The sequence below is a fragment of the Acinetobacter sp. ANC_7635 genome, from assembly GCF_056779945.1.
In genome coordinates, this window is sequence record NZ_JBWYIS010000003.1 from 126,977 (window position 1) to 139,640 (window position 12,664).

General features: G+C 39.3%; 17 protein-coding genes. 10 read left to right on the forward strand and 7 right to left on the reverse strand.

The genetic code is table 11. The annotated features are described in order from the left end of the window. Both AC1M89_RS06025 and arsC read right to left on the reverse strand, forming a co-directional pair. Positions 1-201 carry a hypothetical protein gene (locus AC1M89_RS06025; RefSeq protein WP_481588793.1) on the reverse strand — a complete coding sequence of 67 codons (201 nt, stop codon included), beginning with the start codon at positions 199-201 and terminating at the stop codon, positions 1-3. Positions 202-625: 424 nt separating this feature from the next. Further along, positions 626-1,054: an arsenate reductase (glutaredoxin) gene (arsC, locus tag AC1M89_RS06030; RefSeq protein ID WP_481614042.1), complete on the reverse strand. Its 429-nt coding sequence runs from the start codon at positions 1,052-1,054 to the stop codon at positions 626-628. An 82-nt stretch (positions 1,055-1,136) separates the two neighbouring features. Between arsC and AC1M89_RS06035 the strand changes: the two genes are divergently transcribed. The 3 genes from AC1M89_RS06035 to arsH are packed head-to-tail and all read left to right on the forward strand — an operon-like array spanning position 1,137 to position 3,206. Next, the gene (locus AC1M89_RS06035; protein WP_481586962.1) at positions 1,137-1,451 is read left to right on the forward strand and encodes an ArsR/SmtB family transcription factor; all 315 of its coding nucleotides are present in this window, start codon (positions 1,137-1,139) and stop codon (positions 1,449-1,451) included. A 4-nt stretch (positions 1,452-1,455) separates the two neighbouring features. Further along, positions 1,456-2,496: an ACR3 family arsenite efflux transporter gene (arsB, locus tag AC1M89_RS06040; RefSeq protein WP_481614043.1), complete on the forward strand. Its 1,041-nt coding sequence runs from the start codon at positions 1,456-1,458 to the stop codon at positions 2,494-2,496. Between the two features lie 5 nt (positions 2,497-2,501). Then, positions 2,502-3,206: an arsenical resistance protein ArsH gene (gene arsH / locus AC1M89_RS06045; protein ID WP_035264925.1), complete on the forward strand. Its 705-nt coding sequence runs from the start codon at positions 2,502-2,504 to the stop codon at positions 3,204-3,206. A gap of 182 nt (positions 3,207-3,388) precedes the next feature. Here arsH and pyrE read toward each other — a convergent pair whose 3' ends face one another. Further along, positions 3,389-4,039, reverse strand: a complete 651-nt coding sequence (gene pyrE, locus AC1M89_RS06050; protein ID WP_481586886.1) for an orotate phosphoribosyltransferase — start codon at positions 4,037-4,039, stop codon at positions 3,389-3,391. 38 nt (positions 4,040-4,077) lie between these two features. On the opposite strand from pyrE, the gene AC1M89_RS06055 reads away from it, so the two are divergent. Then, positions 4,078-4,896 (forward strand): exodeoxyribonuclease III, encoded by an 819-nt coding sequence (locus tag AC1M89_RS06055; RefSeq protein WP_481588791.1) that lies wholly within the window; start codon positions 4,078-4,080, stop codon positions 4,894-4,896. A gap of 431 nt (positions 4,897-5,327) precedes the next feature. After that, positions 5,328-5,678 carry a Spx/MgsR family RNA polymerase-binding regulatory protein gene (locus AC1M89_RS06060; RefSeq protein ID WP_481614044.1) on the forward strand — a complete coding sequence of 117 codons (351 nt, stop codon included), beginning with the start codon at positions 5,328-5,330 and terminating at the stop codon, positions 5,676-5,678. Positions 5,679-5,727: 49 nt separating this feature from the next. On the opposite strand, the gene AC1M89_RS06065 is transcribed toward AC1M89_RS06060, so the two are convergent. Next, positions 5,728-6,165, reverse strand: coding sequence for a DUF2147 domain-containing protein (locus AC1M89_RS06065; RefSeq protein ID WP_035264927.1), 438 nt, complete (start codon positions 6,163-6,165; stop codon positions 5,728-5,730). A 143-nt stretch (positions 6,166-6,308) separates the two neighbouring features. Here AC1M89_RS06065 and AC1M89_RS06070 point away from each other — a divergent pair, with 143 nt between their 5' ends. Further along, entirely contained in the window at positions 6,309-7,223 is a 915-nt protein-coding gene (locus AC1M89_RS06070; protein WP_481591959.1) for an alpha/beta hydrolase, read from the forward strand. Between the two features lie 61 nt (positions 7,224-7,284). Here AC1M89_RS06070 and AC1M89_RS06075 read toward each other — a convergent pair whose 3' ends face one another. The 3 genes from AC1M89_RS06075 to AC1M89_RS06085 all read right to left on the reverse strand — a co-directional run bounded on the left by AC1M89_RS06075 (position 7,285) and on the right by AC1M89_RS06085 (position 9,093). Then, on the reverse strand, positions 7,285-8,052 hold the full coding sequence (locus AC1M89_RS06075) for a transporter (RefSeq protein ID WP_035264697.1): 768 nt from the start codon (positions 8,050-8,052) through the stop codon (positions 7,285-7,287). A gap of 12 nt (positions 8,053-8,064) precedes the next feature. Then, positions 8,065-8,607: an ankyrin repeat domain-containing protein gene (locus tag AC1M89_RS06080; protein ID WP_035264700.1), complete on the reverse strand. Its 543-nt coding sequence runs from the start codon at positions 8,605-8,607 to the stop codon at positions 8,065-8,067. Between the two features lie 126 nt (positions 8,608-8,733). Continuing rightward, a complete protein-coding gene (locus tag AC1M89_RS06085) occupies positions 8,734-9,093 on the reverse strand; it encodes an HPF/RaiA family ribosome-associated protein (protein ID WP_035264715.1) in 360 nt (119 codons plus the stop codon). 241 nt (positions 9,094-9,334) lie between these two features. On the opposite strand from AC1M89_RS06085, the gene puuE reads away from it, so the two are divergent. The 4 genes from puuE (at position 9,335) to AC1M89_RS06105 (ending at position 12,649) form a co-directional block, all read left to right on the forward strand. Then, on the forward strand, positions 9,335-10,297 hold the full coding sequence (gene puuE, locus AC1M89_RS06090) for an allantoinase PuuE (protein WP_481588788.1): 963 nt from the start codon (positions 9,335-9,337) through the stop codon (positions 10,295-10,297). Positions 10,298-10,429: 132 nt separating this feature from the next. Further along, the gene (gene uraD, locus AC1M89_RS06095; RefSeq protein ID WP_481591960.1) at positions 10,430-10,933 is read left to right on the forward strand and encodes a 2-oxo-4-hydroxy-4-carboxy-5-ureidoimidazoline decarboxylase; all 504 of its coding nucleotides are present in this window, start codon (positions 10,430-10,432) and stop codon (positions 10,931-10,933) included. Next, positions 10,930-11,256 (forward strand): hydroxyisourate hydrolase, encoded by a 327-nt coding sequence (gene uraH / locus AC1M89_RS06100; protein ID WP_035264724.1) that lies wholly within the window; start codon positions 10,930-10,932, stop codon positions 11,254-11,256. Before uraD ends, uraH begins: the two co-directional genes overlap by 4 nt. Positions 11,257-11,290: 34 nt before the next feature. Beyond that, positions 11,291-12,649 (forward strand): nucleobase:cation symporter-2 family protein, encoded by a 1,359-nt coding sequence (locus AC1M89_RS06105; protein ID WP_481591961.1) that lies wholly within the window; start codon positions 11,291-11,293, stop codon positions 12,647-12,649. The last annotated feature ends 15 nt before the right edge of the window (positions 12,650-12,664 follow it).

A 12,664-nucleotide genomic window follows, 5' to 3' on the forward strand; every position in this document is an offset into this window, starting at 1 on the left:
TTATTGCGCAGCTGGAGCCTTAGCTTCAGATGCAGCAGCAGTTTTAGTTTCAACAGTAGCTTGAGCTTCTGAAGCAGCAGCAGTATCAGCAGCCACTACTTTAGTTTCTGTTGTAGCTGATGCAGCAACTGGAGCTTGAGCGAAAGCTTGAACAGTAGTTAACATAACAGCAGCTGTAAGTGCAGATTTAATGAAAGTCATCTTTAAACATCCCTAAATTAAATAAATGTACTCCCCGGTACACTTGAGTATTTTGATTATAAATGACTAATTCTCTGTAAATTTATGTAAAAAATCGGAGTTTTAATTTTATTCACCATTTAACTTTCATCTAACTGCCCAGTATTTATTCAATGTTTATTAATCTATCCCAACAGTTGTCCGCAGAAATTGTGGATATTTTAACCAGCACGGGCCTTGATTGAATTCAGAAAAAGTTAAAATTGATTAAAAAATAATCAATTTTATTGGCGAAAAATGACAGATTTGTTCAAAAAGAAACCGACATGTTTCAAAGTCGGTTTTTTGCTGTTTTTCAGGGTGGGTGAAAATTTTTAAATTATTGATTTTTAATAATTATTTTGATTGCATTTCGCATAAGCTCTATTATGTTTAATGGGGGGATTTATTTAATCCGCTTACCATCTTTATCTATGATGATTTGACCATCCTCTTTGGTAAAAGCTCCTAATTGAGGCGCAGACAAAATATCTAAAACGAGTTCAGATGGTCTACATAGTTTTACACCTAATTCAGTCACTACAAATGGACGGTTAATTAAAATTGGATACTCAACCATAAAATTAATGAGCTGTTCATTTGTCCAGTGCTGCTGATCCAACTTGAGCGTTTCAAAGGGTTCTACATTTTTACGAATGGATTCACGTACAGAAATCCCTGCTTTTTCAATTAAATTAATGAGTTCAATCTTACTCGGAGGGGTAAGAAGGTATTCAATAATTTCAGGTTCTTCTCCTGTATTTCGAATGAGAGCTAATGTATTTCTTGATGTTCCGCAAGCTGGGTTGTGATAGATCTTAACTTTCGATGACATTGGATTAACTCAGAACTTAATAATATTGCATTTATATATGGATATGCGTATATTCGCAATAGCATATATTGGAGTGTAGATGATGGATCAAGCAGATTTCTTTAAATGCCTATCTGACCCGACACGTCTAGATATTTTAAAAATTATTTTAGCAAGACAAAATGTATGTGTTTGTGAAATCACAGAGATCTTACAACTGAGCCAACCCAAAATTTCTCGTCACTTGGCTTTACTCCGTAACCTCTCAATTTTGCTAGATGAGCGCAAGGGACAATGGGTGTATTACCGATTAAATCCTGATTTACCAGAATGGGTAAATGCAGTGCTCAATGTCTTAAATGATGAAATACTGAATAAACCTGCAAGCAACTTATCTATCTCTATGCAATGCGAGTAATTCAATGTCCGGATCAAAGCTCTCATTCTTAGATCGAAATCTAACGCTATGGATTTTCATTGCCATGACATTAGGAGTAGGTATTGGTGTATTTTTTCCTCAAGCATCTGTGGTACTCGATCAATTAAGCATTAATTCAGTGAATATCCCTATCGCAATAGGGCTTATTTTGATGATGTATCCACCACTTGCCAAAGTAGACTATGCGACTTTGCCTAAAGTCTTTGAGGACAAGCGAACCCTTACATTATCTCTCGTTCAAAACTGGCTAATAGCACCTTGCTTAATGTTTGGTTTGGCAATCATTTTTTTACATGCCTATCCTGAATACATGACTGGCCTAATTCTCATAGGCTTAGCCCGATGTATTGCGATGGTCCTCGTCTGGAACGATCTGGCATGTGGGGATAATCAATATGTCGCTGCCTTAGTCGCGTTTAACAGTATCTTCCAGATCTTATTCTTTAGTACTTATGCCTGGTTATTCTTAACCTTCTTACCACCATTCTTTGGGGTAGAAGCACAAATCATTAATGTGAGCTTTTGGACAATTACCCATGCTGTTCTTATTTATCTAGGTATTCCGTTCTTACTTGGGTGTTTAACCCGACTGATTTTGGTTAAAAAGAATGGTTTGGCTTGGTATCAGGATAAATTTATCCCAAAGATTAGCCCAATCAGCCTTATTGCCCTTTTATTCACGATTGTAGCCATGTTCAGTCTTAAAGGTGGTGAAGTGATTAGCCTTCCTCTAGACGTGCTTAGAATCGCTATTCCTTTGACAATTTACTTTGTTGCGATGTTCTTCATCAGCTTCTTTATGAGTAAGTGGATGGGCAATGATTACCCTAAAACGACTGCTATTTCCTTTACTGCGGCAGGCAACAATTTTGAATTAGCACTGGCTGTAGCGATTGCCACTTTTGGATTAGCTTCACCTGTAGCTTTCACAACCGTGATTGGTCCGCTTGTTGAAGTTCCTGTATTGATTGCTTTAGTGACAGTGTCGCTATGGCTGAGAAAAAAAGTGTTTAAAGAGGCATGAGTCGAATGAACCTACCAAATATTGATCCTAGTCTTTTAGAAAAACCGACTTTAGAAAAAGTTCAGGCAAAGAACCTTAAACATCCACCAAGAATACTGCTTTTGTATGGCTCAAATCGTGATAGATCATATAGCCGTTTAGCTGTTCAGGAAGCTGGTCGAATTCTTGAATATTTTGGTGCGGAAGTGAAAATCTTCCATCCAAAAGGGCTACCCCTCCCTGAAGATGGTGATATGCAACATACAAAGGTTAAGGAACTCCATGAACTCTTAGCATGGTCAGAAGGCATGGTGTGGTGCTCTCCTGAGCGTCATGGCTCAATGAGTTCGATATTGAAAGCTCAAATTGATTGGATTCCATTAGCAGCGGGTGCAATCCGTGCAACGCAAGGTAAAACCTTAGCTGTAATGCAAGTTTGTGGAGGTTCGCAATCCTTTAATGCTGTAAATCAATTACGTATTTTAGGGCGTTGGATGCGTATGATCACGATACCAAATCAGTCCTCAGTCCCTAAAGCATTTCTAGAGTTTGAAGAGGATGGTCGTATGAAGCCTTCTTCTTATTACATGAGGATTGTCGATGTGATGGAAGAACTTTATAAATTTACGCTTTTAACCAGGGGACAGTCCTCATATCTCACTGACCGTTACTCTGAACGTGTAGAAAGTGCAGAAGAGCTTTCAAAGCGTGTGAATCAAAAGAGTATTTAGATTTCCTAAAATTAACATAATACACCTTATACGAAATGATTTTTTATTAAATACAAATCAACAACTTATATCGATATAAAAACCCAGACCTATAGATCTGGGCTTTTTTATAGATTCTTCACGTTCCACGCTTATTTATTAAGCAATGTTTCACATTAATATTAAGTAGAACTTTATAAGTCTTAAATTCCGTACTTCACACGGTACGCTTCCATTTTCGCTAAAGCATCTTTGTCGCCTTTAGCATCTAAGTAATCCATTAAATCTTTCATTGTGATAAGCGCATGCACAGGAATTTCAAGCTCTTTTTGAACTTCTTGAATCGCAGACAATTCACCCTGACCTTTTTCTTGACGGTCAAGCGCAACCAATACACCCGCTATTTGCGCGCCTGCATTTTTTAAAATGGTCACAACTTCACGAATGGCTGTACCCGCAGTGATCACATCATCAATGATCCACACCTTTTTACCTTCTACCGAAGCACCCACAAGCACACCACCCTCACCGTGATCTTTAGCTTCTTTACGGTTGAAGCCCCAAGGTACACTTACACCGTGGTTTTGTGACAATGCTACAGCCGTTGCAGCTACAAATGGAATCCCTTTATATGCAGGGCCAAATATCACTTCAACGTGTTCGCATTCAGTTAACTTTGCTGCATAGCCAGAAGCCAAGCCAGTTAAGGCTTCACCGTCATTTAACAAACCGGCGTTAAAAAAATAAGGACTCACACGACCTGATTTTAAAGTAAACTCACCAAATTTAAGCACACCACGTGATAATGCCAGTTCGATAAAAGCTTGTGGATTAAATGCCGCTTGCGCTGTCATGAGGTGCTCCATTTATTAAATTGAGGTTAAACTCGAGCATGATACCAAAGAGTAGCTATCCTAGTGATCAAAAAATTTTACGTGTCGTATCAATCAACGTAAATGGTCTTCGTTCTGCAGAAAAAAAAGGAATTTTTGACTGGATGGCAACTTCAGATGCCGATGTCATTTGCATGCAAGAATCCCGTATTACACACGAACAATGGACAGATAAATTTAAGCCAGAAGGTTGGTATACACACCTATTCCCAGCTGAGCGTCCTGGCTATGCTGGTACCGCAATCTATAGTCGTTTGCCGTTTATCTCAGTTACCGATGGTCTGGGTTTTGAATTGGCTGATTCACAAGGTCGTTTTATCTCAGCAGAATTTGATCTAGGCTTAGAGAAAACAGCTCATATTTGCTCACTCTATTTACCATCAGGTTCTTCTGGTGAAGAAGCACAAGCACGTAAAGATCACTTTCTAAATGAATATAAGCTGATCTTAAAACAATGGCGTGATGAAGGTAAATCTGTGATTGTTTGCGGTGACTACAATATCGTACATAAACGCATTGATATTAAGAACTGGTCAGGCAATCAAAAAGCTTCAGGTTGTTTACCACATGAACGTGCATGGCTCGATCATATTTATGATGATTTAGGCTATGTCGATACCTTCCGTGAAGTGCGTAAAGAAGCAGAACTTTATTCATGGTGGTCAAACCGAGGACAAGCCCGTGCCAAGAACGTGGGTTGGCGGATTGACTATCAAGCTTGCTCACCAGATTGGAAAGATCGTACTGTGAATGCATGGGTATATAAAGAAACGTGGTTTAGCGATCATGCCCCTGTCATTATCGATTATAAAATTTAGTGTCGTGCAAACTGAGTGAACAACTGTTTCCTAAATGTACGCCAATTGCTCACAAATCTTGTCGTGTTAACGTATTTTTATTCCGACTAATTCAGTGCATTATTGTCGCACGGCACAGGGACATGTCAGGATGACAATAGGGATTGGAAGCCGTAGGATGAAAAGAAAATAAATTTCGGTTTATTTTCCAAGGATGAAGACATTGGACGTTGAATTGAGACCCGCATGATCAGGATGATTTAATGCGGGTTTTCTCTATTTAAAAGATCAATACAAATTTTAAGATAAGAAATTTTCCACCATTTTATTGATAACCACCATGAAGCCACACTGTAGATTTCAAACCTATTTAAAATATTCTGATCACATTTATGTTTTTGCGTAAATTTTGCTAAGCTCTGGACTGATCACAATGAATAAGACTGTTAGAGATGATTAAAGTTTACGGCATTAAAAATTGCAACTCGATGAAGAAAGCATTCGATTTACTCAATGAGTTGGGGCTTAGTTATGAGTTCCACGATTATAAGAAACAAGGTATTGATGCTGAAACAGTACAAAAATGGCTAAATGATCTTGGTGCTGAACTTGTCCTCAATAAAAAAGGAACGACTTGGCGTAAATTGTCTGAGGAAGATCAACAAACTGCCCTTGCATCTGAACAGGGTTTGATTGAAGCACTGACTACACATACGAGCCTTATTAAAAGACCAGTGATCACTACTGAATCAGGCTATGTAGTAGGTTTTGATGAGAATGCGATAAAAGCATTAAAGAAATAAGAAATAAAAAAAAGCCGAGCAACTACTCGGCTTTTTTATAAATCTTAAATTAGTTCACGCGTACCCAAGTTTGGTTACGACCAAGCGCTGATACACCGATGAAACCACGAAGTTCAAGCTTTTGACCACCGTCTTTCAATGAACCCTTCAATTTGTAAGTTTTTCCAGATTGTGGGTCTAAGATTGAACCACCATCGTAATTCGTTCCACCTACATTTTTAAGACCCTTCACAATGGTTAAACCTTTTAAAGATTTCTTGTGATAGGGACCTTCACAGTTCGTACATGAATTTTCTTGACCCGGTGTGACAACACTCTGAATCGTTGCATTCAATGTTCCGTTTGGCTGTTCAGTGAATTTTACAAAAGCTTTAGCTTTTTTAGTTTTCTCATCAATCGTATTCCACACGGTACCATTGAGTGGATCTGCAGCATTTGCAAATACTGCTGAAGCGAGTAATCCTAACGCTAGTGCAATTTTTTTCATTGTTTTTTGTTTCCCTTGCTGAATTGACTTTAATATTATTAAAAATTGATAACATTTAAGCAATTTTTGAATGTGACTATTTAGTGTACCATTGTAATGCTGTGTGCTGATAATAAACATAATTTCATTAATATGGAAAAACAATGAAGATCAATCCGGTTTTGAAACAATACATAACAGAGTCTTTTTTAAAAACGAGTCTTCGCTTTCCGAGTCGCTTTAATCTTCCCCCCACCGTACTTCGTGTTGCCTTAGAGCAGATGACGCGTGTTTTTCCACAGTCCAAAGATGTCAGTATTCGAAAACTAAGAATCGCAGGTATTCGTGCCGAAGAAATTTTGCCTCAACCTGAAACGACTCAGCTCATTTTTCACATTCATGGTGGCGCATTCTTTTTAGGATCGTTAAATACACATCGCGCATTGATGACTGAAATGGCTCTTCGGACTCAAATGCAAGTGCTACATATCGATTACCCTCTTTCACCTGAACAACGTTTCCCCGATCTCGGAGAAGCAATCTATGATGTGTACCAATTATTGGTAGAGCAAGGTGCTCAACCAAAAGATATTATTTTATCTGGCGATTCTTGTGGTGCCAATTTAGCACTTGCACTGGCTTTACGTTTAAAAGAAGAAAATCCAAAACTTCTTCCAAGTGGCTTGATTTTAATGTCACCCTTTCTTGACTTAACTTTGACCAGTGAATCTCTACGCTACAATCAAAAGCATGATGCTTTATTGTCAATTGAAGCTTTAGAAGCAGGCATAAATCATTATGTTCCTAAAGGTGTAGATGTCTCAATTCCCGAAATTTCCCCAATTTTTGGAGATCTCAAAGGATTGCCACCGACATTGGTTCAGGTGGGTTCAAAAGAAATTTTGTTAGACGACTCTACGCGATTTGAAGAAAAGGCTAAAGCAGCTGGAGTGGATGTTGAGTTTAAGTTATACACCGGTATGTGGCATAACTTCCAAATGTTTAGCGCTTGGTTTGATGAAGCAAAGCAAGCTTTGACCGATATCACAGAGTTTGCCCATCGTTTGGATAAAGACTGATTGAATCAAAACTGAAGTAAACATAAAAAAGAGTAGCGTAAGCTACTCCTTTTTTATTCATTTAGAATAAGTATGAGACACCAAATCCACCATGATAACTTCGATCGGATCCACTTAGGTCTACACCGATGCTTGCATCTAACTGCGCACGATCATTCAAGGCATAGATTAAACCAGATGCCAGTCCATACTCTCGCTCTTGGCTTTCTTTCTTGGTAAATACTGCTTCAGAATAGCCCGATAAATTACCCACGATTTTATACCCAATAGTAGGTACAGCAGTCACCGACCAGTCACTATTTTGAGCCGAATAGAACATTCCTATTCCTGTCGTTACAGTATCGTTATATTGATACTCAACAGATGAGCCCAAAGTATAAATATCATCAACATAAGTAAAACGATCATTTCCTGTTGCGATTTTAGCTTGTGCCAAAATTGCCATTTTCAGTTGATCATCTTGTAAGTCAACGTGATGCTTAATCCCAACAGAAACATCACCTAAACCATCATGGTCATCAGTTCGATTTTGGATTCGGGTCCGCTCCCACGCTGGGCCATCCCAACCCAATTGAAGCTCAGTATTCTTACTCAATCCCGTACGCAACAGGACATCAGCATTGAGTCGCAATGATTTATTTTTAAAACCATTTTCAGTACTTTCAACATACTGTGCAGTTGGAAGTCCCTGCTCCCATGCCAATTGACCTACGGGCGTAATGCCTGTGCTGAAACTCGTACCAGGTCGATCGAAGGCAAAATCTGCAGCCATCGCACTTACACTCGCGGTTGAGCAAAGTATCAAGCTCAGTTGTTTTAATTTTGTCATGGGGCACCCAAATTAATTTAATTCTTTCGTCATTTTTGCGCCACGGCTACGTAATAACTCGAGTGTCTCACGTTCTTCCGGTAAAGCCTGTGACCAATCAATGGTATCAAAATCGCAGTCGAAAAATAAATCACTAATTGAACTCAGAATGGTATTCCCCTCTTCATCTTTGGTATTAGGATCAACTTGATGATCAAGTAAGCGTTGAACTGCAGGCACACATGCAGCACTCGCAGCATCCCAAAGTGGGCCGTAACATTCCTCTGCATCCCATAAATGGAAATTAGCTTTCGCTGCAATCAGTGCATCTAGAATATCAAGATGTACTTGTAATTTCTGTTGTTTTTCTTCTGTTGAAAGCGCATTTCCTTGCTCATACGCTTCACAAATTTCTTCCCACCATTGAAATAAAGTGTCTGACCACACAGAAACCGCAGGGCCTTTCTCTCCTGCGATAAAGTTTGGATCTAAACCTTCTGCTAACAGGCGCTGTACCTGTGCTAGGTCTAATTCTTCTAAGGCCTGTAAAAACACTTGTTGATGTGCTGTTAGCATTTACTTTCTCTACTATTTATCTATAACGACATTATGCCTAATAATGCAGATCATTATTCAATTAAATAAATCAAAACTGTTCATTCAAAATTTTATTCAAAAAAAAAAGCCCCGAAGGGCTTTTTGCTATTCCACATCCACTTCATCTTCTTTCAGTTGGATGGGCGCTCCACGAGGGTTCTCTTTTTTCTCGAATACATGTTCAAGACTACGCTTTAATCGGTCAATCGCACCATGAATCGCTGTGTCGATATTATGACCTCTGTGATTGACCACAACTGGTTTTAGTCCAGCTGGGCGAGCTTCGATCATACATTGAATATCGTCTGCACCGCCTTTATGGGCATTTTCATCACTTAAATGAACCGAAAAATGGGTAATTCTTTCACTATGGCGTTGAAACTCTGTATTTAGTTCTGCACGTACATAATCAATTAATCGCTCACTGTTTTGAATATTCTTATCTGTACGGATTTCTATGTTCATAAATATCATCCTCACTCTTCTTCTGAATCATTTTTGTGCAAAACTTTTTATCTTGGCACGTTTGTAGCTTGCAATCTAATTGCATCGAACATCTTCAATTGCTGTTTGGAATACGTCCCTCCACATTGAATGATGAACACTTTTTGAGTCTGCAGAACCGTGTCCTTATACTTTGAATATCGGGCCTAACTCAAAAATATGCAAGTGGTATTTTAAAAAATTAATAAAAGGATTACTCATTGTGACAAGTACTTACTTACGCGGACAGGCGCTTATTGATTCGATTCAAAATGCACCTTATTCCAGAGACTTGAGAGGTTATGGGGCGAATCCACCTCATCCTCATTGGCCTAATCAAGCGCGTATCGCAGTGCAATTTGTCTTAAATTATGAAGAAGGTGGTGAAAACCACATTGAGCACGGTGATCAAGGTTCAGAGCAATTTTTATCTGAAATCGTTGGTGCTGCCAGTTTTAATGCTAAGCATATGTCAATGGATTCTATGTATGAGTATGGGTCAAGAGTCGGTTTTTGGCGTATTCATAATGAGTTCAAGAAACGTCAATTACCCATGACTATTTTTGGTGTGGGAATGGCTTTGGCACGTCATCCAGATGTGGTCGAAGCAATTAAATCTGCGGATTACGATGTGGTATCTCATGGTCAACGTTGGTTGCATTATCAGAATATGGATATTGAGACCGAAAGGCAGCATATGGATCAAGCCATTAGTGTACTTGAAACGCTATTCGGACAAGCCCCAATCGGTTGGTACACAGGTCGAGATAGTCCTAACACACGTCAACTTTTAACTGAATTTCCTCAAATCAAATACGACTGTGATTATTACGGCGATGATTTACCTTTTTGGACACAGCTCACCCATCCCAATGGCGAGCAGCATCCGCATTTAATTATTCCTTATACTCTGGACACCAACGACATGAAGTTTAGTTCAGCAGGTGGCTTCAATCATGGTGAACAATTTTATCAATATCTAAAGGATGCCTTTGATGTCTTGTATGCCGAAGGGGAAACTGCACCAAAAATGATGTCTATTGGGATGCACTGCCGTCTTTTAGGACGCCCAGGACGCTTCAAGGCACTACAACAGTTCTTAGACTATGTTCAATCTCATGAACATGTTTGGATTTGTCGTCGTGGAGATATTGCGCAACATTGGATCGATCATTTCGCACCATAATTTCACATTCATGAGAAAAAGAGTGCTTTATAAAGTGCTCTTTTGATCTTTTTCAGTCACTTTTTCCACCAAATCTACGTTGGCATTGTTATTGCAATTTAAGCCTAAAGTTTCAATGTATAGGTTTGAATTGTGTTGCTTTCAGAATTTAATCAAACATCTGTTGAACATCAGAAAGCATTTTTATTGCAATGTGTTCATATCCCACGATGGGGCGAGGAAATCATTCATCACGGTCCTTTTGACACACGAGAAGGACTATTAAAGTATGCTGAACAACATGCCATTACATGGACATGGGATGAAATTTTAGCAGCCCTAAATACACACCCAAGGATTGGCGAAAGAAAAGCAAAACTTGAATTATCAGAACAAGAACAAACTTTTTCAAGGCGTGAACAAGCACGCATCACACATGATCAAGAAGTTCTAGATGCGTTATATAAAGGCAACTTGGCCTATGAAAAAAAATTCGGTTTTATTTTTCTGATTAAAGCTTCTGGTTTGAATAGTGAAGAGATTCTGACTGCATTGGAATACCGCTTACTAAACGATTTTGAGACCGAAAAAAGAATCGTCCATCGCCAACTTTTAGAAATTGCTTTATTGCGCCTCTCACAGGAAATTCAAGCATGATCAGCTCACATATTTTAGATACCCACCTTGGACGTCCTGCAAGTAATGTTGAAGTTAAGCTTTTTTCTGCGTCTGGAGAGTTATTAGCGATAGCCAAAACCAATTCTGATGGACGTGTGACAGCAGCAGATTTTGGACTCGATCAAATTGATGTCGCTGAATACAGCATCGAATTTATGACGCAAGCATATTTCTCAGCGCAGAACATCCCAACTTTTTTTCCAAAAGCCGTCATTCATTTTTCAGTAAACGACGCTCACCAACATTACCACATTCCCTTGCTGATTAGCCCTTATGCCTACTCCACCTATCGTGGCAGCTGAGCACTCGCAAATTTAAAATATAGAGGGATTTATTATGACTGCACACGAACAACAACAATCACCCGAACATGAATATCTTGGTACTGGTAAAAGTGCTGCTTATGGCTTACAACATGTTTTAACCATGTATGGTGGTATTATAGCGCCTCCTCTGATCGTTGGTACGGCTGCAGGCTTATCAGGTATGGAAATTGGGCTACTCATCGCTGCTGCTTTATTTGTCGGTGGCTTAGCGACAATTTTACAAACCATAGGCGTTAAACATATTGGTGCACAATTGCCCTTGGTTCAGGGTGTCTCTTTTGCTGGTGTAGCCACAATGGTCGCAATTGTCACCACAGGTGGCGGATTACAGGCAGTCTATGGTGCCGTCATTGTGGCATCACTTTTAGGGTTTTTCTTAGCGCCCTACTTCTCTAAAATTATTCGATTTTTTCCCCCAGTTGTTACAGGCTGTGTAATTACAATCATAGGCTTATCACTCCTGCCAGTTGCTGTGCGTTGGATGATGGGCGGCAATAAAAGTGCACCTGATTGGGGAAGTGCTGAAAATATTTGTTTAGCGTTAGCGACGCTTGCAATCGTCATAATATTGAATATGGCTGGCAGTGCCACAATTCGACGCCTTTCAATTTTACTGGCAATTATTCTTGGCACTGTCTTAGCATTTATGTTTGGCTTTGGTGATTTTAGCAAAGTTGGGGAAGGTCATTGGTTACAGGTTCCTAGCTTCTTTGCATTTGGTATGCCGACCTTTGAGTTTACAGCAATACTTTCCATGATCATTGTTACCCTCGTGATTATGACTGAGACTACAGCTGATATTATTGCAGTCGGTGAAATTATCGGTACGGATGTAGATTCAAAACGTATTTCAGATGGTCTACGCGCAGATATGTTATCAAGTGCAGCAGCACCGATCTTTGGTTCATTTATGCAAAGTGCGTTTGCGCAAAACGTTGGTTTAGTTGCAATAACAGGGATTAAAAGTCGCTATGTTGTCGCTGCTGGCGGGATAATTCTGGTCGTACTTGGATTACTCCCAGTGATGGGGCGTTTTATTGCAGCGATTCCTGTGCCTGTACTTGGGGGGGCTGGCCTTGTTTTATTTGGTACAGTAGCCGCGAGTGGTATCCGTACACTGGCAAAAATTGATTATAACGATCAGAAAAACTTAATTATTGTCGCGACTTCAATTGCTGCAGGAATGGTACCCATTATTGACCATTCATTCTATTCCGACTTCCCAAAATGGGTCCAAACCTTGTTCCATTCGGGTATTAGCTCAACCTGCTTAATGGCGATAATCCTCAATATATTATTTAATCACTTAAAATTATTTGGACCGAAAATTAGTATTAAAAGTAAACAAATAATTGATTCTCATCATTAATTTAAACCATCTTTG